The 18,144-nt window shown below is 41.7% G+C and carries 20 protein-coding genes and 1 tRNA gene; 7 read left to right on the top strand and 14 right to left on the bottom strand.

The genetic code is table 11. The features are described from left to right. Positions 1 to 4: 4 nt before the first annotated feature. The 3 genes from GTK07_RS07560 to GTK07_RS07550 form a co-directional block, all read right to left on the bottom strand. Positions 5 to 1,456, bottom strand: a complete 1,452-nt coding sequence (locus GTK07_RS07560; RefSeq protein ID WP_163634678.1) for a sensor histidine kinase — start codon at positions 1,454 to 1,456, stop codon at positions 5 to 7. A 58-nt stretch (positions 1,457 to 1,514) separates the two neighbouring features. Then, positions 1,515 to 1,904 carry a response regulator gene (locus tag GTK07_RS07555; RefSeq protein ID WP_163634677.1) on the bottom strand — a complete coding sequence of 130 codons (390 nt, stop codon included), beginning with the start codon at positions 1,902 to 1,904 and terminating at the stop codon, positions 1,515 to 1,517. Between the two features lie 642 nt (positions 1,905 to 2,546). Then, positions 2,547 to 2,631, bottom strand: a tRNA-Leu gene (locus GTK07_RS07550). Between the two features lie 97 nt (positions 2,632 to 2,728). On the opposite strand from GTK07_RS07550, the gene GTK07_RS07545 reads away from it, so the two are divergent. Beyond that, complete coding sequence (locus tag GTK07_RS07545; RefSeq protein ID WP_163634676.1) at positions 2,729 to 4,117, top strand: dipeptidase; 1,389 nt, start codon at positions 2,729 to 2,731, stop codon at positions 4,115 to 4,117. On the opposite strand, the gene GTK07_RS07540 is transcribed toward GTK07_RS07545, so the two are convergent. Further along, positions 4,114 to 4,692: a PhnA domain-containing protein gene (locus GTK07_RS07540; RefSeq protein ID WP_163634675.1), complete on the bottom strand. Its 579-nt coding sequence runs from the start codon at positions 4,690 to 4,692 to the stop codon at positions 4,114 to 4,116. The genes GTK07_RS07545 and GTK07_RS07540 overlap by 4 nt on opposite strands. A 132-nt stretch (positions 4,693 to 4,824) precedes the next feature. On the opposite strand from GTK07_RS07540, the gene GTK07_RS07535 reads away from it, so the two are divergent. The 4 genes from GTK07_RS07535 (at position 4,825) to GTK07_RS07520 (ending at position 9,786) form a co-directional block, all read left to right on the top strand. Beyond that, positions 4,825 to 5,190: a BlaI/MecI/CopY family transcriptional regulator gene (locus GTK07_RS07535; RefSeq protein ID WP_119638483.1), complete on the top strand. Its 366-nt coding sequence runs from the start codon at positions 4,825 to 4,827 to the stop codon at positions 5,188 to 5,190. Positions 5,191 to 5,192: 2 nt separating this feature from the next. Next, the gene (locus GTK07_RS07530) at positions 5,193 to 7,556 is read left to right on the top strand and encodes a M56 family metallopeptidase (RefSeq protein WP_163634674.1); all 2,364 of its coding nucleotides are present in this window, start codon (positions 5,193 to 5,195) and stop codon (positions 7,554 to 7,556) included. A 109-nt stretch (positions 7,557 to 7,665) separates the two neighbouring features. Then, entirely contained in the window at positions 7,666 to 8,766 is a 1,101-nt protein-coding gene (locus tag GTK07_RS07525; protein WP_163634673.1) for a DUF4407 domain-containing protein, read from the top strand. Between the two features lie 189 nt (positions 8,767 to 8,955). After that, entirely contained in the window at positions 8,956 to 9,786 is an 831-nt protein-coding gene (locus GTK07_RS07520) for a DUF7151 family protein (RefSeq protein ID WP_163634672.1), read from the top strand. A 152-nt stretch (positions 9,787 to 9,938) separates the two neighbouring features. Here GTK07_RS07520 and GTK07_RS07515 read toward each other — a convergent pair whose 3' ends face one another. The 6 genes from GTK07_RS07515 to GTK07_RS07490 are packed head-to-tail and all read right to left on the bottom strand — an operon-like array spanning position 9,939 to position 14,205. Then, positions 9,939 to 11,708: a MutS-related protein gene (locus GTK07_RS07515; RefSeq protein WP_163634671.1), complete on the bottom strand. Its 1,770-nt coding sequence runs from the start codon at positions 11,706 to 11,708 to the stop codon at positions 9,939 to 9,941. Positions 11,709 to 11,714: 6 nt separating this feature from the next. Beyond that, complete coding sequence (locus GTK07_RS07510) at positions 11,715 to 12,074, bottom strand: MmcQ/YjbR family DNA-binding protein (protein ID WP_163634670.1); 360 nt, start codon at positions 12,072 to 12,074, stop codon at positions 11,715 to 11,717. A gap of 2 nt (positions 12,075 to 12,076) precedes the next feature. Then, complete coding sequence (locus GTK07_RS07505; protein WP_163634669.1) at positions 12,077 to 12,475, bottom strand: Dabb family protein; 399 nt, start codon at positions 12,473 to 12,475, stop codon at positions 12,077 to 12,079. Positions 12,476 to 12,480: 5 nt separating this feature from the next. After that, positions 12,481 to 13,104, bottom strand: a complete 624-nt coding sequence (locus GTK07_RS07500; protein ID WP_163634668.1) for a DUF4230 domain-containing protein — start codon at positions 13,102 to 13,104, stop codon at positions 12,481 to 12,483. Position 13,105: 1 nt separating this feature from the next. Further along, positions 13,106 to 13,456 carry a DUF4260 domain-containing protein gene (locus GTK07_RS07495; protein ID WP_163634667.1) on the bottom strand — a complete coding sequence of 117 codons (351 nt, stop codon included), beginning with the start codon at positions 13,454 to 13,456 and terminating at the stop codon, positions 13,106 to 13,108. Then, positions 13,453 to 14,205, bottom strand: coding sequence for a cyclase family protein (locus GTK07_RS07490; RefSeq protein WP_163634666.1), 753 nt, complete (start codon positions 14,203 to 14,205; stop codon positions 13,453 to 13,455). Before GTK07_RS07490 ends, GTK07_RS07495 begins: the two co-directional genes overlap by 4 nt. A 149-nt stretch (positions 14,206 to 14,354) precedes the next feature. Here GTK07_RS07490 and GTK07_RS07485 point away from each other — a divergent pair, with 149 nt between their 5' ends. Both GTK07_RS07485 and GTK07_RS07480 read left to right on the top strand, forming a co-directional pair. Then, the gene (locus GTK07_RS07485) at positions 14,355 to 14,942 is read left to right on the top strand and encodes a hypothetical protein (RefSeq protein ID WP_163634665.1); all 588 of its coding nucleotides are present in this window, start codon (positions 14,355 to 14,357) and stop codon (positions 14,940 to 14,942) included. Further along, complete coding sequence (locus GTK07_RS07480; protein ID WP_163634664.1) at positions 14,914 to 15,420, top strand: DUF3592 domain-containing protein; 507 nt, start codon at positions 14,914 to 14,916, stop codon at positions 15,418 to 15,420. Before GTK07_RS07485 ends, GTK07_RS07480 begins: the two co-directional genes overlap by 29 nt. A 54-nt stretch (positions 15,421 to 15,474) precedes the next feature. Here the strand turns inward: GTK07_RS07480 and hemW are convergent, their stop codons facing one another. The 4 genes from hemW to GTK07_RS07460 all read right to left on the bottom strand — a co-directional run bounded on the left by hemW (position 15,475) and on the right by GTK07_RS07460 (position 18,112). Then, positions 15,475 to 16,602 carry a radical SAM family heme chaperone HemW gene (gene hemW, locus GTK07_RS07475; RefSeq protein WP_163634663.1) on the bottom strand — a complete coding sequence of 376 codons (1,128 nt, stop codon included), beginning with the start codon at positions 16,600 to 16,602 and terminating at the stop codon, positions 15,475 to 15,477. Between the two features lie 34 nt (positions 16,603 to 16,636). After that, the gene (locus GTK07_RS07470; protein ID WP_163634661.1) at positions 16,637 to 16,993 is read right to left on the bottom strand and encodes a four helix bundle protein; all 357 of its coding nucleotides are present in this window, start codon (positions 16,991 to 16,993) and stop codon (positions 16,637 to 16,639) included. Positions 16,994 to 17,070: 77 nt separating this feature from the next. After that, on the bottom strand, positions 17,071 to 17,628 hold the full coding sequence (gene ruvC, locus GTK07_RS07465; protein ID WP_163634659.1) for a crossover junction endodeoxyribonuclease RuvC: 558 nt from the start codon (positions 17,626 to 17,628) through the stop codon (positions 17,071 to 17,073). Between the two features lie 4 nt (positions 17,629 to 17,632). Beyond that, positions 17,633 to 18,112 (bottom strand): hypothetical protein, encoded by a 480-nt coding sequence (locus GTK07_RS07460; protein WP_163634657.1) that lies wholly within the window; start codon positions 18,110 to 18,112, stop codon positions 17,633 to 17,635. Positions 18,113 to 18,144: the final 32 nt, after the last annotated feature.

Here is an 18,144-nt window from a genome sequence, read left to right as displayed (position 1 = left end):
ACCTTTATTTTTGAAATTGAAGTATAAAGGTCGTACCAACATCCTTCAAGCTTTTAACCTCAATTTTACCATCCATGGCCTCAACTTGAGTTTTAACGAGATATAGTCCCAATCCCTTGCCATCAGTAGCTCCGCTCAGCCTTCCGTACATATCAAAAATCTTACGCTCCTTTTCCGGGGTTAGTTCAATGCCGATTCCGTTGTCGGATACCCTTAGGATTATGGTTGAATCGTTTTCTTCTGCAGAAATCCTTATCAAGGGGCGCTCCTCTTCCTTGGAGTAATGTAATGCATTCAGTATCAGATTATAAAAAATATTATTGAAGTAGCTCTTTATACCTTTAATTTCTTCTACTTGAGTAAAATTGGTCTGGATGATGGCATGTTTCTTTTCAATTTCATCAGATAACAATCCGTCCACATCTTTCATGACCTCTTTCATCCTGACTTTCATGAACTGCTCCTTATCAACTCTTTTTAAGGATAAGGATAGATTCAAATCCTTTATGGTTTGATCCAAGGCCTCTGTGGTCAGTTCGATTTTCTTCATGATGTCGTCATTCATGTCATTGGTTCCCCAATCATAAATTTTTGACAACATCAAAAGGTTTGAAATAGGACCCCTTAAGTTATGGGAGATAATCCTAACAAAGTTCTGGAGTTCACTGTTCTGTTGGACAATCTGCTGGTTGGACAGTACATCCTTTGTAATGTCTTGTGTGGTTCCTGACATTCGGTATGGAATACCGTTCATGTCATAAAACGCCCTGCCTATTTGATGTACATATCGTACTTCTCCATTGTTTACCACTATTCTGTGAACAATGTCATGAAGCACCTTATTATTTATGCATCGTTCCACATCCTCTTGAAACACCTGCCGATCTTCCGGGTGGATAATATCGATCAACGCTTCAAAAGTGGCATCGAATTTTCCCGGAACTTGGCCAAAAATATGGAATAACTGGTCCGACCATGTAATCTCATCCTTGACCATGTCCCAGTTCCAATGTCCCAAGTTCGTTATCTCTTGGGCCTCCTTGTAGCGCTGCTCGCTTTCTTCAAGTCGGTGGACGTTATTGATTTCCTTGGTCACATCTTTCTGCCAGATACAGCAACCTATAACATTGCCCGTACTATCCATAAAGGGCTGAAAGGTAAACTCATGGATCATGGTGCAACCATTATGAATAAAGGTATGCTCTGATGTGGTTGCGTACCTATTTAGGGCCTTTTCACATCCTTGTTCGCATGGACTGAAAAAAACGCCCATCCCATAAATGGAACGGAGGTCCATTCCTTTATGGGCCGCACCCAAATGCTCATCTATAAGTTTTTGTTCAAAGGAAGAATTGAAAGCTGTAAGCTTGTAATCATTATCCATAGCCCATACAACATCTCCTCTATCCTCAACAATTTCTACCTTGTTATGAATAAGTACCTGCTTTTCTTTCACTGTTCAAAATATTGAAAATCAGCTTCTGGATTACAGAAATCCACAAATTTGTCACCTGTTATTTAAATGAACTCTGAAGGTAATCCTCTAAATGCGCAATCTGTAAAGGTTTGGTAATAAATTCCTTAACGTACTTTTGGTATTTTTTGGCCTCCTCTTTGTCTGCATCGGATTCAGAGGAAGTAACCAATAACACCTCATTGGTCTCTGGAAAATCTTCAAGCATCATGAACTCCAAAAACTCAAACCCACTCATTTCTGGCATATTAATATCCAAAAGAATCAGGGTTTTCGTATTAGGGTTTTCCCTAAAACGGAGATCATCAAGCGCAAGTTCAGGATTGGTAAAACTCTTAACACGATCTTCCATTCCCATTCTTCTAAAATGGATTGCATTCACCGTGTTTACTAAATCCTCGTCATCAACCAAATAAATTTCCTTGTACATAGATTCTGGCAATAATAAATTAAGTTAGTTTTTAGTTTGAGTGCGTTAAATATCGATAAAAAAACGATAGCTGACAGAAAGTACAACTCCCGATTCAATCTTTTATTGCAAAATTGAACAGGTAAAACGGGCTCCAATTCCACCTTCCCTAAAGCTATGATAGGGATGTTTTTAATTGTAAATAAATGAACGTCAGTGTGATTTCCATTTTGTGCTGATAAAAAATCACATCGTATTTAAAGATATTCATTTTTTTATGAAAAAAAATAAATATTATTCAATTTTTTAGCTTTAATTTAAACAACTGAAATTTTATAAATCAACATCTTCAACTCTATAAGACTGATAACTCCATTACGATCTTCGCCCAATCAAACTTAAATTGTTTTCTGTAGATAGTACATGGCCGAATTATCCGTTACTCGCTTCGTTTACTAATCTTGCAACGGAATCAAAATTATGGTGACAAGGCCTGTGGACTTTGTTTTTTTAGTGAAACCCGGCACGCACATTCAAGTTAAAAGCGGTGGATAACGTACCAATGCAAAAGGGTTAATGTTTGGCCAGTAGTGCTGGATGGTTTATAGAGCTGGTATATATTTTCCCAATAAAAAAAGCTCCCGAAAAAGGAGCTTCATTCTTTGGTGCGGATGACAGGAATCGAACCTGCACACCTTGCGGCACTAGATCCTAAGTCTAGCGTGTCTACCAGTTCCACCACATCCGCGGAAAGGAGTGCAAATATAAATCAATTTTCCGATTTGCAAATCTGATACCTTTAAAAACTTGTTTTTTGTACTTTTAGGGTCGTTTTTAACACATTTATGGAAGACATCAACAACTACATCAACTCCAACAAGGACAGATTCATCAACGAACTTATTGAATTGTTAAAACTTCCCTCCATCAGTGCGGATACCGCTTATTCCCACGATGTTCTGGAAACTGCCAAGGCCGTTGAAAAATCCTTGATCGACGCGGGTTGCGACAATGCCGAGATTTGTGAGACCAAAGGATATCCTGTGGTTTATGCCGATAAGATCATCGACCCCAATTTACCTACCGTTTTGGTCTATGGCCACTATGATGTGCAACCACCGGACCCCATGAACCTTTGGGACTCCCCTCCTTTTGAACCTGTCATCAAAAAAACCGAAAAGCACCCTGATGGTGCCATTTTTGCCCGTGGGGCCTGTGACGATAAAGGTCAGCTCTTTATGCACGTAAAGGCGGTGGAATTCATGATCAAGAACAACCAATTGCCCTGCAATGTCAAGTTTATGATCGAGGGCGAGGAAGAGGTCGGCAGTGATAGTTTGGCCGGCTTTCTGGAAGCAAACAAGGAAAAACTCAAGAACGACATCATTTTGATTTCCGATACCGGGATGATTTCCAATCAAAACCCCTCCATCACCACTGGATTGCGTGGCCTAAGTTATGTGGAAGTGGAAGTGACAGGGGCCAACCGTGATCTACACTCCGGAATTTATGGCGGGGCGGCACCTAACCCTATCAACGTATTGGCCAAAATGATCGCTGCCCTGCATGATGAAAACAACCATATCACCATTCCTGGATTTTATGATAAGGTGCAGATCATTTCCGATGAGGAACGCGCTGAAATGGCCAAGGCTCCCTTCGACCTAGAAGAGTACAAAAAGGCTTTGGATATTGGCGATGTACATGGCGAAAAAGGATATACCACCACGGAACGTTTCGGTATACGGCCTACCTTGGATGTAAACGGTATTTGGGGCGGCTATACCGGAGAAGGTGCCAAAACAGTCATTGCCAGTAAAGCCTATGCCAAAATTTCCATGCGATTGGTGCCCAACCAGGATTGGCATGAAATCACCGATCTGTTCACCAAACACTTTACTTCACTTGCACCAAAAAGTGTAAAAGTAAAAGTAACCCCGCATCACGGTGGCCAGGCTTACGTGACTCCTATTGATAGTGATGGTTACCAAGCGGCGGCCAAAGCCATTGAAAAAACATTTGGAAAAAGTCCTGTGCCTCAACGCACTGGAGGCAGTATTCCGATTGTGGCCCTATTTGAAAAGGTATTGGAAAGCAAGACCATTCTACTGGGATTTGGGTTGGACAGTGATGCCATCCATTCGCCCAACGAGCATTTTGGGGTATGGAATTTCTTGAAAGGGATCGAGACCATCCCCTATTTCTACCAATATTATGCGGAGATGAAAGCCTAGAGCTTCTTCACGTATTTGGTTAGGATGACGATTTGTTGACCGTCTACCTTGCCTTCAATATATTCGGCATTTTCGCGATCCAGGGAAATCCGTCTCACGGCGGTTCCCTGTTTTGCGACCATGCTTGAACCCTTCACTTTCAGGTCTTTGATGAGCACCACATTGTCGCCATTTTCCAATACAACCCCATTGGAATCACGATGCACCACCATGTCCGCGGCGTCCTGACCTTCTCCCGTTGCCTTGGCCCAGACCAAAACCTCATCTTCCAAATACATCATGTCCAACAAATCTTGGGGCCATCCTTCGGATTTTAAGCGGTTCAACATGCGCCATGCAACTACCTTAACGGCATCTTGCTCGCTCCACATGCTATCGTTCAAACAACGCCAATGGTTGGAGTCCACGGTCTCTGGATCTTCAATCTGACTTAAACAGGTGGCGCAGGCCAAAACACTGCCATCCAACCCTCCGGTGGACACTGGTGGCACTTCATAGATCTTCAGATCTTCCGTTGCGCCACAAAGTTCACATTGGTTACCACTCCTGTTCTGTAAATCTTCCAATAATCCCATGTTGTTGTATTTGACCGCAAACTTAACATTTTTGGAAAGTAAAACATCCTATTATCAATTTTAACAAACTCTACATTTGTAGAATTAAAATTTTTATTCTATGTTTGTAGAGCAAAATTAAAAACACCACAGATGCAGTTGTCAAAAGCAGAGGAAGAATTGATGAACATTGTTTGGATGTTGAAGAAGGCCTACATGAAAGACCTTTTGGACGCTTATCCGGAACCCAAACCGGCCACCACCACCGTGGCGACCCTTTTAAAACGGATGGCTGACAAAGGCTTTGTGGCTTACAACACTATTGGGAGAAGTAGGGAATACTATCCGCTGGTAAAAAAGCAGGATTACTTTTCCAAACACGTGAACGGACTCATCAAAAACTTCTTTAACGACAGCGCCAGCCAATTTGCCTCCTTCTTTGCCAAAGAAACAAACTTGAGCAAAGCCGAATTGGAAGAATTGAGAAAATTGATAGACAACGAAATCAAAAAGAAGTAACGATGTTGGTCTTCCTATTAAAATCTACCGCATGCCTAGTCATTTTCCTAGCCTTTTACAAATTGGTGCTGGAAAAGGAAAGCATCCACCAATTCAAGCGATTCTTTCTTTTAGGTGCTTTGATCGCCTCCTTCTTGATCCCAGCCGTAGTCTTTACCGAATATGTTGAAGTGGTACAACAAACTGCCCAAACCACCTCTCCCATCACTGGGCAAATTTCGGACACAGTAACTGGTCAAGTAGTTACAGAAGAGCCCTATTTTGACTTGGAAATCGGATTGTGGATGGTTTATGTTTTGGGTGTTATCGGATTTGGATTTCGATTTTTAAGGAACCTGGCGCAAATCACGCTACGTATCCGCAAAAATCCCAAATTCAAGGAAAATTTTATCACTCGGGTCCTTTTAAGACAATCCCTACCTCCGCATACGTTCTTCAACTATATCTTTTTGAACCAAAAGCAATTTGAGGAAAAACATATTCCCCAAGAGGTGCTCTTACATGAGGAAACCCATGCGAAGCAGCGGCATAGCCTGGATATCCTGCTCATTGAACTGGCCCAAGTCATCTTGTGGTTCAACCCTATCATTTACCTGTTTAAATATTCCATTAAACTGAACCATGAATTTTTGGCGGACAGGGCGGTAATCCAAGGGAACAATGACCATTCCCAATATCAAAATACCATCCTATCGTACTTATCACACGGTAGTTTTGAACAACATCAGTCGACCGGCATTGCCAATGCCATTAATTATTCATCAATCAAAAAACGGTTTACAGTCATGAAAACAAACACATCAAGAAAATCATTTGTATTGAGGAGCCTGCTCGTGCTTCCGCTTACGGCCCTATTATTATTCGGGTTTAGCGAAACAGAGAAAGTCCCTATTGTAAAAAATGCGAGTTCTGAAACGTCCATTTATCCAAAGTCCAGCCATCTAAATGCAGTCGAAGGTTTGTCCCGGAGATCAATAGAACTGGCCGGTTTAGTGGTAGATTCAGAAACCCTATTACCCTTGGAAAATGCAACCATATTGGGGACCGATGGGCAAATTCTCTCCAAAACCGACAACCGAGGTTATTATGCGGTTGAGCTTGAAGTTACAAACCCAGGGGAGATTTATTTTGATTTCTCCGTGGCCAAAGAAGGTTACAATTCAATTGCACAAAAGGAACACTGGGGAGATTTACAGGGCAACATCAGTTCTGCCATGTATTTTGCCATGCGACAAAAGAAGTCAAGTGCAAAAGAGCTTTCTTCCTTGGTAACCAATCCTAAAAATCTGGATTATGAAACAATTCTAACAAGCTATAACCGAGTCAAAGAAGATTTCGAGTTTCACAAAAAGATGGACGAGGCCAAAAAGGGCAATCAGAATGTTTTCATCCAATTAGACGGCCACTACTATTTGGTGAACGATAGTTGGATCAAACTAAATTCCAAGAATGATTTGGTCCTGATTGATGGCAAAACCATTGTGCCCGCCTTCAAATTGAATAAAACCATCAAAAGAAATCAAATAACAGGCATGACACCCTTGGAAACAGGCCAGGGAGCAGGCTTTGCCATATACACGGTGTCTGCCCAAAAAGCCATCGATTTCATCGAAATCTTTATCAATAACAATGGTAAGTTATTGTTTCAAGGGAAGATCGTTCCTTTGGAGGATTTAAAGGAAACACTTTCAAAAGTCAATGAACATCTTTCCTATGATCAACGCAAAAAAATGGTTCGTTCAGTCATACACGTAGAGGTCAAGACTCCAAAAGATGTCATCCAAAAGGTGGATAAAATCCTTTCGGAATATGGTGCTGCCACCATCAACATTGTAGGTCCAGAAGCTTCAACTCAATCCAGTGCCTCCCGCGAGGAGATGAAGGAATACAATGCCTTGGCCAAAAAGTACAATGAAATGGATCGTAACCATATGTACATTCAAAAGCAAGAGGTGATGCGGTTAAAGGAAATCTATGGTAAAATGTCCAAAAAACAACGGGAAGATGCAGAACCCTTCCCTAATTTTCCACCACCGCCACCAGCACCAGATGCACCTGAACCTCCTAGCAATGCTCCTGCAACAGAAGTAACCGTTCATTCTCCTTCTGGCGTTGTGCCGGTTCAGGAACCAACTTCCACCCTACCTGCTCCTCCACCCCCACCAGAGCCCAAATCACCTATGGAGCATATCAAGGAAATGGCAGCCAAGGGAGCCACCTTCATGCATAATGGAAAGGAAATAACCGCCAAGGAAGCCATTAAGGTGTTGGAAAACAATAAAAGGATCAACATCGATTCCAGGGGATCGGATAGTGGCAAACCAATCGTGAAACTTTCCACGGAGCCCATCGTGATAGAAAACTAGACCTTCAAAAAACCCTTATAATGTTAAAAGCCCCTTAATTGGGGCTTTTTATGTAACAAAACTTTCGAAATCACGTTCTAATATCCTATCAATCAAAGAGAACACGATTATGCTACAACGTTTTTTTATTTTTTGCTCCGGAGCCGATACTGAAATTCTAAAAACCTGCTCCAACGGGGAACAGAACAAATATGCCGGTATTGGTGCCACCGTATTCTTCACCGCTGTTATGGCATTCATTGCCAGCGGCTATGCGCTTTACACGGTTTTTGACAATATATACACCTCCATCTTTTTTGGGTTCATCTGGGGGCTTTTGATCTTCAATCTAGATCGATATATTGTGTCCACCATCAAAAAGAAGGACAATTTTAAAAGTGAATTGCTCCAGGCCGCTCCACGGATCATTTTGGCGATCATCATTGCCGTGGTCATCTCCAAGCCGTTGGAAATGAAAATCTTTGAGAAGGAAATCAACCAAGTGCTCTTGGAAGAAAAGAACTCCATGACGTTGAACAACAAGGAGCAACTGGCGCTTCAATACACGCCTAAAATTCAAAGTCTTAATCAGGACATTGCCAACCTGAAAGGGGAAATCGCCACCAAAGAAGCCGAAACCAACGCCTTGTACGACACCTATATTTCGGAGGCCGAAGGCACTGCCGGAACAGGTCTTCTGGGCAAGGGACCCGTTTACAAGGAAAAGCGTGATAAACACGATGCTGCCTTGGCGGAACTCAACACCTTGAAAGAAACCAATGCCGTCAAAATAGCGGGCATAGAGGCCCAAATTACGGCCTTGGAAACGGATTACAACACCGCGGTGACCAACTCCCAACCCATCATCGACGGTTTTGACGGACTCATGGCGCGCATCAATGCATTGGGTAAATTGCCCTGGTTCCCTTCGTTTTTTATCTTTTTATTGTTCTTGGCCATCGAAACGGCCCCGATCATTGCTAAACTGTTGGCTCCCAAAGGGGAATACGACTTCAAATTTGAAGAGCAGGAAAGTGTGGTGGCCACTTGGGTGACCCAAAAAGTGGAACAGCGTAAACTGTTGTTGTCCACCGATGGGGAAATCAACGAGAAAATCTACACCGACATCAAGAACGAGGAGGAACTGTACCAATACAAGAAGAAGAAAGCCGAGGAATTGTTGCGCTTACAGGCCGACTCCTTCCACAATGTGCAGGTAAAGGGCTTATAGCCAAATTTGAGCCCAAAGCCCAATGATCTTACTACGTTATCAATTTAAAAAGTATGTTCATCCATTGGCGATGGAATTTTAACCGGAAAAACCCTAACTTCACTCCTGTCTGCCGACAGGCAGGTATCGGTCGATATCATTCATTGAAACTTATTATATCATTAATGTTAGGAATAATTTTAAAAAAATATGAGAATTTTAAAACCAAAAAAAGTTGCTTTAACAAGTTTAATGTTAATGTTTTTAATCAGTTGTAGTAATGGAGAAGATGGTGTTAATGGAGAAGATGGAGAAGATGGATTAAATAGTTTAATCAAAACCACTCCTGAACCAATAAGTACAAATTGTGAAAATGGAGGTATTAAAGTTGAGACAGGTTTTGATAGTAACCGTAATGGCAATCTTGAAACTGATGAAGTTTTGACCACTAACTTCATATGTAGCATAAAAGGTGATAATAGTTTAATTAATACATCCATTGAATCATCTGGAAATAATTGTACAAATGGAGGTATTAAAATTGATTCAGGTATTGATAATAATAACAATGGGATTCTGGATGATTCTGAAATACAATCAACAAGATTTATATGTAATGGAATAGATGGCGGAATAGATGAACAAATAAGATTATCCTTTGGTAATAGTTTTCTTGTCAGCTCTTCTTCTGACTGGATATTTAGCAACAATGAAACTGAACATTTACTTAAGTTTAATAAATTAAATTATACCAATGTGGATTCAATTGTAGTTGCTACGCGTCTAGCTACAACTAATTCTAGCGTCAAATGCTTTAGTGAATTATTTAACATAACAGAAAGTGCTCCTATTCCGAATACTCAGCTTGAATCTACAGTTTTAAATACAGAACCCTTTGAATATGTCTTTTCAGGGAATATTTACGATGACTTACCGGATAGTGAGATAAATTTAGTCTTAAGAATTCGAAGCGAGTTAGAAGGAACTGCGGTTATTGGAGGATTTCCAACCTATATATTTATTTATAGAAAAATCGAATAAACTAATTCCTAAAACAATTAATGAGACGTAATGCCACGTTGGGGCATTACGTCTCACACATCAATCGATAAGTATAATTCTTTTTTTTGGCTTCATGTAAATCATCAGTACATCCCCTGTGGCAGAAATTCAAAAAGGATCATTTGCGGGCACTAACCCACAATCCCCATTTTTTTCAGGAGGAAGGAGGCATTCATGTTCTGGCAAATGCCTTCCTTAAAACGGTAGTCAAAATAGAGTTCCCCGTTTACGATCTGAGCATCAAAATAATGGTTTTCCACTTGTGGGAGTTTATCGGCCAAGGTGCATAGGCTCAAATCGTGGGTGGCGACCAATCCCGTGGCTCCGGAGCGCACCAATTTTTCCACGAATTTTTTGGAGCCTTCGGCCTTGTCCACACTATTGGTCCCTTTCAAAATCTCATCGAGGACCACAAAACAATTGCCTTTTTCCAGCTCGTCCACAATGTATTTCAATCGTTTCAACTCCGCATAGAAATACGAGGTTTCATCCGCAAGGGAATCCGAGGAACGCATACTGGTCAACAGCCGTACAGGTCTGTATTTCACTTCTTTTCCTTTAACGGGCAACCCCATGTTGGCCATCACAATCTGTAGCGCCACGGCGCGTAAAAAAGTACTTTTCCCGGCCATATTGGCCCCGGTCACAATACTGAATCGGCCCTCATCCAAAGAAAAGTCGTTCAGTACATTCTTTTTTGGATCCACCAAGGGATGACCCACCGCTTTGGACTGCAAGGTCATCGGTCCATCGGTGATTTGTGGATACGTGTGATCGGGATGATTGAATGCATAATTGCCCAAGGAGTTGTAGGCATCAAAATAGGCAATGGCCTCAAACCAACCTTCCACTTGTTTGCCATATTTACCGACCCAATCTTCCACTTGGTAAGCAAAATATAGGCTCCACAAGGCGAGCCCTTGACCGAACATCATAATCAACAAGTTGTTCTGCTGGTCCAACATGGCCATATGTCTGGTGAACTTCTTCAATATCTTAGAGGTCTTTTCACCGTCCAAAATCAATTTTTGTTGTAGATCTTGAAGCAATTCCGAAGTAAATTCCTTTTGCTCCAATTCCGAAATCAGTTTTTGATATTGTTCTATGGTATCCTGGGCTTTGGACACATCTAAGGAGAACCGCAAAATGTTCTTGCCGTACCGTCCCACAATTCCAATCCCTACTAAATACCAATACAACACCAATGCATCGGGAATCCACCCGGAAACAGCAGCAATGATGAGGCCGATAGAGCCCAGGGCAAATGCCGGGGCCACGTATTTGATCCATTTGGGTACGAAGACCACATGTTCCTTCAACCACTTGGAAACCACATGGTGGGGTACTTCGGGATGGGTGCCCCCTGCCAGTGCCGAAAACCGTTGGCGCCATTCGGACATCTGGGCCAATTCTTGAACGGCTTCCTGTTTTTTAACGATGTCCTTTGGATATCCATCCAATAAAAGACCTGCAAAAACTTGGCTCCCCTGTTTCAATGCCGTTCTGTTGGCATATTGATAAAAAGAACCGCGACCAAACAGATCCAAATCTTGGGCATACGGATGTTCGGGTACCAAAAATTCCTTTCCATCCGGTAAATGATGAAAACGCCTAGCCGCCACTTCCAACTCTGTGTTGTTGATGGCAATCAATCGCTCTACATATCCCTTTTGCCATTTTAGATCAGTATATCGTGAAACGAGATATAAAAAACCCGCCAATCCCAAAGGAAAAATCCAGTAAACCAAGCTGGTCGTCCACAGAAAATACATTGCCAAACCCGTCGCCACAAAAACGAGCAACCGCAACGAAGCCAATAGGGCCAATTGCTTTTTTAACCGTTGGAGTTCTTCGTTATGCTTGTCCCGTTGCTGGGTATAAAAAGTCGTAATCCCGTCCATTCAGATTTACTGTAGGTCTTTCAATTCTTGTTGCAGTTTTTTGGTGAGACTGGCAACCACTAGTTCATAGGAATGATCCACCAATTCCCTGATCAGTTGGGGAGGCAATTGTTCCACAAACAACGTGTTCCAATGTACTTTGCTCATATGGTAGCCCGGGGTAATGATCCCATCATAAGTGTCGCGCAATTCTTCTGACCGTTCGGGATCACACTTGAGGTTGCATTGGGAGGGTACTCGCTCCAAGGGCACCAAGGCGAACATTTTCCCCATGACCTTGAAGACCAAAGTCTCGGCATCAAAAGGAAACTCCTCCGTTACCCCTTTTTTAACGATGCAATACTCTCTCAGTTCCTCCACGTTCATGGTCAGATGCCTTCAGAATCGTACACGATGACCTTCTCCCACAAATCCTGACACTCCTCGATAAAGACCAAATGGGGAGGCTCCGTTTGATAAGCCGACTGGTCTTCCGCAGACTCAAATGACAGGATCAACGAGTAGGTAAAGGAATCGTCCACCACGTCACGAGTGGCTTTTGGTGGGGTGCCAATAAACTTGGTCTTGGCATATTGGGAGTTCTCCAAGAACTTCTTTAACGAGGCTTCAAACTTAACCCTATCCGCATGGTTGTTAGGTTCTTTGAACCAAAAATAGACGACATGGGTAAAGGTGGGATCAAAATTACTGTTCATTTCATTTTTGACTTGTACACAACTGGAGGCACATACACCCACCAATAGCAAGATTAAGATTTTGATTTTCATGGTTGTTATTCTTCTATAAATTGTTTTTCCCTGTTCGATATTTCCAAGGCGGAGTAGTCCAGTTTCCAACCTATGGTCTCCACGATCTTCTCCACCACAAAAACGGCTTGTAAGGCTTCCTTCCGCGCTGTTTCCATCAATCCACTTTCGGGTATTTTTTGTTTGATGTGCTCCTTGGCCTCTTGATTCAATTTGGTCAGGTCCGTGGGCGAAAAACTGTTGAAAATACCGTTTTTGATGTCGTAAAATTGAAGGTCCGGCTCAATGGACAGGACTTCCGGTTGCGGAAAATGGCTTAAAATAATCTTACGCTTGTCGTTGTCCGCCTTGAGTTCCAATTTATTCAGGTCGTAACCGATATGCGCCTTTGCTTTGATCACGATCAATGCTTTCTTTTTGCTTTTGAACAGGCTCATAAAACTGTCCTTGGTGTTCTCGTAGTGATAGATTTCGGCAAAATCCCCTTCCACGGAAACCAACTTGCACACACTGCGAATCTTGTTCAAAATTACGGTGGACTGCTGCTCGGTGATTTCCTTGCTCTTCTTCTTTCCAAAAAAGGAGTAGACCCAATACATCAATATTGCACCTAAAACCAATCCCAAAATGCTGTCGATCACTTCGCCCATGTCAATTGCCTATTTCACCCAAATGGGTAAACTTGAATCCTTTGTCATATTTCAGTCCGTAGCCCATGGCCCTGTCCAATGCGGAATGCGAAAACAGGATGATCCCAATGAGCTGGCATAAAGGTATTGAAAAGTAGACACCTGCCAAGTAGACCAAAATGGCCAAACCCTTATGATGAAACAGATTGTAGGTGAAGGCGCCTATCTTGTTGTTGAAAAGATAGCCGACCATGCCAATATCCGGGGCCAAGATCAGCACCAGAAACCACCACCAGGCGTAGTCCAATTGGTTGAAAAGATAAATACCCAATACGAACATGAGGATTTCCTCCAATTTTAGAACGGTCTTCATTTTTCTTCGATTTTATAGAGTACGGGGCGACTGGGACTGGCATCGTTTTCAAATGGTGCCACTTGAAGGTTTAAAAAATAGGTGCCGTCCTTTACCTTGTTCGGCACATAGATCAGTTCCGTGATGGTAGCCTTTTCACGTGGCTTTCCTTTGATGTTCCAAAAGGCATTATGGCACAAAAGTGCCCCACCATCGCGTTCCTTGTCCACCGAAGGCAGGTCGATCAATAAGTGTTCCACCCCTTTTTTCACTAAAAATTGCGCAGCATCTTCCAGTAGGTAAGGTGGATTGGTATCGGAATAGTTTCGGGAGCGTTTTTCTTTGGTGTTGGGCAACGTCCTAATGACCACGGCTTCCCTTTTTTTGTTGCCCAAGGCATATTTCAACTGCTTTTCGGAAATGACAAAATCGTCCCCCATTTGTTCGGGGGCCACGGTGATCACTTCGGCCAAAAAGAAGAATTTTTTCAGTTTTTGGTTGATGGAATGGAACCCTTCGGTGATATGCCCCAAGCATTCCGTGTGCGTTACATGCGAATGCGGATTGAAATAAACATCGTTGAAATTGGTGGAGGCCCCTTCGGTGACCTTGCCCACAAATCCCTCCTCGGCATGGGGCTTTATTTGGGGTGGGCCCAAATACCACGCGTTGATGTTGGCCTCCCCTCCCGAAAGGGCAATGGAGATGTCCAACGGTTTGGAAAGGTCTATCTTGTAATTTTTGGAAAGGTGTTTTAGGGTTGCAATCATGTAACTGGACTTGTTGCAGTAATTAACTCAATTCCCTTGAGAAATGCAATACTAGGCAACTAGAACTTTGATTTAAATCCAGTATCTTCACTTTCAGGTCGATGTAATTCATTAAAAATGAATCATAATTGATATACCTATTACAATTAATGAAAATCATAATTCAAATATTCGCATTTATATATTGCCTTCATGATTTGAGTGGCCAAACACTTTTTGAAAGCGCTTTAAGTGGAAAATCGAATATTGTGGTTAAAACTCCAATTGAGATTTACCATCTTAAGGACTACAATTTAAAAACAAGGGAATTTTTGAATTGGCTTGAGTTGAAACAAGTGGAATTCAATAAAACTGACACCACTGAAATAAAAATGTTAATTGAAAAGGCTAAGACAAATAATCCAATTTTTAACAGTTGGACCACTAAAGAATTGCCAAGAAAAATCTTAATTGATGATAATGACTTTATAAGTTTTAAAAAAGGACTAGATATAGTTCCATGGAAAACGAATTTGAGCAAGAAGAGAATAAAAAAAGAAATTCGGAAATATAATAATCGAGGAAACGACCGGAGAAGTTTTCCTTTATTTATGTCAAGACCCGTTTATTCAAATAGTGGAAATTATGCATTAATTGGGTTTATTAAAGGAAATAGTGGCGGAAATGTCTCCCTCTACAAAAAAGATGATACGCAGAACTGGGAATTTGTTGAAGATATTTATGGTTGGTCAAATTAATAAACACTTATTACCAATTGGAATGTTATTGTTAATTTCAATTTTGTTTTTCTACAATCAAGATTTAATCGGACCTGTTGCTTTTTTGATTGTAGGTGGAGGTTTTTTATATGCTGGATTTTACATTAGAAGTAAAAATCATAAAATTCAGGCCAACGGATTTAGGACTAAAGCCAAAATAGTGGACTTTTCAAAAGAACGATTTAAAGATGCTCATGGAGAATCTCATATTTATCATTTTCCAATAGTAAATTTTACAGACAGAGACGGAATTTCAACAATCCAAAAATTGGACTCAAATGATAACCCAAAAAGACTTAACCAACTGATAGGAATTATTTACTTAAAAAAAGAGAGCGGCGAGTATGAAATAATAAAAGATAACGACTGGTGGGAAAAGAACTTTCCAATTATTATTCTTTTATTCGGAATCCTATTTTCTGGGATTGGAATAACATTGATTATTAGCAAAATCTGAGCTTCAAAAACTTTGAGCTTCTTATCGCCAGAATAAAATGGAATAAAACTGAAACTATTTCACCAAAAACAAATCCGCCGCAATCCCATCCGCTAAAAACTTGCCTTGCTTGGTGGTGCGTAAAATGCCATCTTCCCATATCAGCAATTGCTGTTCAATGAATTTTTCCGATTGTTGCTCCAAATAGTTCGCATAGTTCAGTCCAAATTCCTTAGCAATCTTCTCTTTGGATACCCCCCAAATAGTCCTGAGTCCCGTCATCACATATTCGTTGTACCGGTCGGTCACGGTCAAGGTTTCCTTTTCACTGGGCAAGATTCCTTCTTGGATCTGTTTAATATAGATGGAATTGTTTCGGATGTTCCAAGTTCGGGAATGTCCATCATAGGAATGGGCAGACGGACCAATGCCCATATATTTCTTGCCCTGCCAATAGGCGGTATTGTTCTTGGAAAAATAGCCCGGTTTCCCAAAGTTGGAGATTTCATAGTTCACAAAACCTTGTTCTTCCAACACATCCACCAAAATATGAAACTGCTCCTGTGCCTGACCGTCATCCACTTGGGGCACTGTTCCTTTTTGGATCATTTTTTCCAGTGCCGTTTTGGGTTCCACCGTTAAGGCGTAGCTGGAGATATGGGGCAACCCGAAATCCAGGGCTTTTTGGATGTTTGCCCTCCAACGGTCATGATCCATCCCCGGAATGCCATAAATCAAGTCGATGGTGATGTTATCAAAATGTTTGACGGCTTCCTCAATACAATTTTCGGCTTCTTGGGCATTGTGGGCGCGGTTCATCAACTTCAGGTCTTCCTCAAAAAAAGATTGGATTCCGATGCTGAGACGATTTACTGGACTTTTGGACAGTTGGATGATTCGATCACTGGACAAGTCATCAGGATTAGCCTCCAGCGTGATTTCTGGATCATCCATTACTTTGTAATGGTCATATACGGCTTGGATCAAACGTTCCAGTTCCCGAAGTTCCAAAACCGAAGGGGTTCCTCCACCAAAATAAATGGTCTCGACAACCTCATCACCCAACTCGTTTTTGCGCAGTTCCATTTCCATGACCAAGGCATCCACCATCGCATCCTTCTTCTTCATTTGGGTGGAAAAATGAAAATCGCAATAATGGCAAGCTTGCTTACAAAAGGGGATATGGATGTAAATACCGCTCACTTATTTTCAATTAACAATAAACAATTTACAATTATCATTTGGTCCTTTTGGTGGTTTTGAGAATGGAGAACATGATTTTGGAAAGTTCATCTGCATCAACCATCAATTTGTGGGCAATTTCTTTGGAAATATACTCGGAATCCTTCAACAAGGACAACCAATACTTCACTTCCAGACTTTCTTTGTAGGCAATGGAAATTTTCGCGGAAAAATCGGCGTTGGAAATGGCCCCATTCGCTTCGGATATATTGGCCCCGATGGAAGTACCCGAACGCAGCAACTGTTTGGACAAAATGTATTCCTTGTTCGCGTGAATGATGGATTTGTACAGCTTGATAATTTTCAAAGCAAAGTCATATGACTTTTTCAATAATGGGTTCTCGGCTTGCATAAAGTAGGTTTTGGGATTTTAAAGGACAAAATTGTTTATTGGAAACTGCTTATTGTTAATTGGTCATTGACCATTGTTCATTGTTTATTGATCTTACCAGGGTTCTGTTTAATGAACGCCTCCCAACCGGTGTAGCTTTTACCGAGTTCCACCTTCCCTTCATTATAAAAATGACAAACGGCTGCGGCCAGTCCATCGGTGCTGTCCAGATTTTTGGGCAAGGTTTTCAGTTTCAGTACACTCTGAAGCATTTTAGCCACTTGTTCCTTGCTGGCATTTCCATTGCCGGTTATGGCCATTTTTATCTTTTTGGGCATGTATTCCGTGATGGGAATCTGTCTGGAAAGTCCGGCCGCCATGGCCACCCCTTGGGCACGACCCAACTTCAACATGGATTGGACGTTTTTACCATAAAAAGGGGCCTCAATGGCAATTTCATCAGGATGGAAGGTATCGATGAGTTCAATGGTCCGTTCAAAGATGAGCTTGAGTTTGGTATAGGGATCGTCGTATTTTTTGAGCATCAATTCGTTCATCTGCACAAAGTGCATCTGTTTGTTGATGACCTTGATGATCCCAAAACCCATAATGGTCGTTCCGGGGTCTATTCCCAATATGATTTTTTCCGTAGCCAAAATTTTAAGGGGTATTTAAAACCAGTGGAAGCCTAAACCGAAGACTAACCGGGTTACCGCGTTTCAGGGCGGGTGCCACTGTGGTCAAATCGTTCAAACGCTCGGATATCTTATGGTTGAAATCTGAAATTTCATTGAGCACATCGGTTTTTTCCTCCACGTTCAGCACCGAAATAAAACCGTGTTCGTCCACCAAAAAGTCGATATACACCGTATCATGCAATTCGTGGTCCACTTCAAAGGTAAGTCCGGCCAAGGCTTTGGAAAAGAATTCCAACATCACGCTTTCAAAACATTCCTTTTGCGCCTGCTTGGTCGCTGTTTCATCACAATTGTCGAAATGCGGGTATTGATCCACATCGTTCCAATCAATGGACATAAGTTCCTCATTGACCAGTTTTTGGGTCTTTTCCTCCTTGGACTCAAAGAGCTCGCAACTGGCGAGCAGACCAAAAAGTAAGAATAAGAACAAAAGCTTCCGCATAACAGCCCCGAGAATTTGGCTGAAATTACAAT

Origin of the sequence: Flagellimonas sediminis (genome assembly GCF_010500845.1) — a bacterium.
Lineage (GTDB): Bacteria > Bacteroidota > Bacteroidia > Flavobacteriales > Flavobacteriaceae > Flagellimonas > Flagellimonas sediminis.
Note: the sequence above shows the minus strand (reverse complement) of the source record. Positions and strands in the feature narration are given on the sequence as shown.

Bases quoted from the DNA above. Each gene is read 5' to 3' on its own strand.
- GTK07_RS07485 (WP_163634665.1), top strand. From the start codon at position 14,355: ATGAAAATCATAATTCAAATATTCGCATTTATATATTGCCTTCATGAT.
- GTK07_RS07500 (WP_163634668.1), bottom strand. From the start codon at position 13,104: ATGGGCGAAGTGATCGACAGCATTTTGGGATTGGTTTTAGGTGCAATA.
- GTK07_RS07470 (WP_163634661.1), bottom strand. From the start codon at position 16,993: ATGCAAGCCGAGAACCCATTATTGAAAAAGTCATATGACTTTGCTTTG.
- GTK07_RS07535 (WP_119638483.1), top strand. From the start codon at position 4,825: ATGCAGTTGTCAAAAGCAGAGGAAGAATTGATGAACATTGTTTGGATG.
- GTK07_RS07525 (WP_163634673.1), top strand. From the start codon at position 7,666: ATGCTACAACGTTTTTTTATTTTTTGCTCCGGAGCCGATACTGAAATT.
- GTK07_RS07495 (WP_163634667.1), bottom strand. From the start codon at position 13,456: ATGAAGACCGTTCTAAAATTGGAGGAAATCCTCATGTTCGTATTGGGT.
- GTK07_RS07555 (WP_163634677.1), bottom strand. From the start codon at position 1,904: ATGTACAAGGAAATTTATTTGGTTGATGACGAGGATTTAGTAAACACG.
- GTK07_RS07505 (WP_163634669.1), bottom strand. From the start codon at position 12,475: ATGAAAATCAAAATCTTAATCTTGCTATTGGTGGGTGTATGTGCCTCC.
- GTK07_RS07530 (WP_163634674.1), top strand. From the start codon at position 5,193: ATGTTGGTCTTCCTATTAAAATCTACCGCATGCCTAGTCATTTTCCTA.
- GTK07_RS07515 (WP_163634671.1), bottom strand. From the start codon at position 11,708: ATGGACGGGATTACGACTTTTTATACCCAGCAACGGGACAAGCATAAC.
- GTK07_RS07540 (WP_163634675.1), bottom strand. From the start codon at position 4,692: ATGGGATTATTGGAAGATTTACAGAACAGGAGTGGTAACCAATGTGAA.
- GTK07_RS07545 (WP_163634676.1), top strand. From the start codon at position 2,729: ATGGAAGACATCAACAACTACATCAACTCCAACAAGGACAGATTCATC.
- GTK07_RS07510 (WP_163634670.1), bottom strand. From the start codon at position 12,074: ATGAACGTGGAGGAACTGAGAGAGTATTGCATCGTTAAAAAAGGGGTA.
- GTK07_RS07490 (WP_163634666.1), bottom strand. From the start codon at position 14,205: ATGATTGCAACCCTAAAACACCTTTCCAAAAATTACAAGATAGACCTT.
- GTK07_RS07520 (WP_163634672.1), top strand. From the start codon at position 8,956: ATGAGAATTTTAAAACCAAAAAAAGTTGCTTTAACAAGTTTAATGTTA.
- GTK07_RS07460 (WP_163634657.1), bottom strand. From the start codon at position 18,112: ATGCGGAAGCTTTTGTTCTTATTCTTACTTTTTGGTCTGCTCGCCAGT.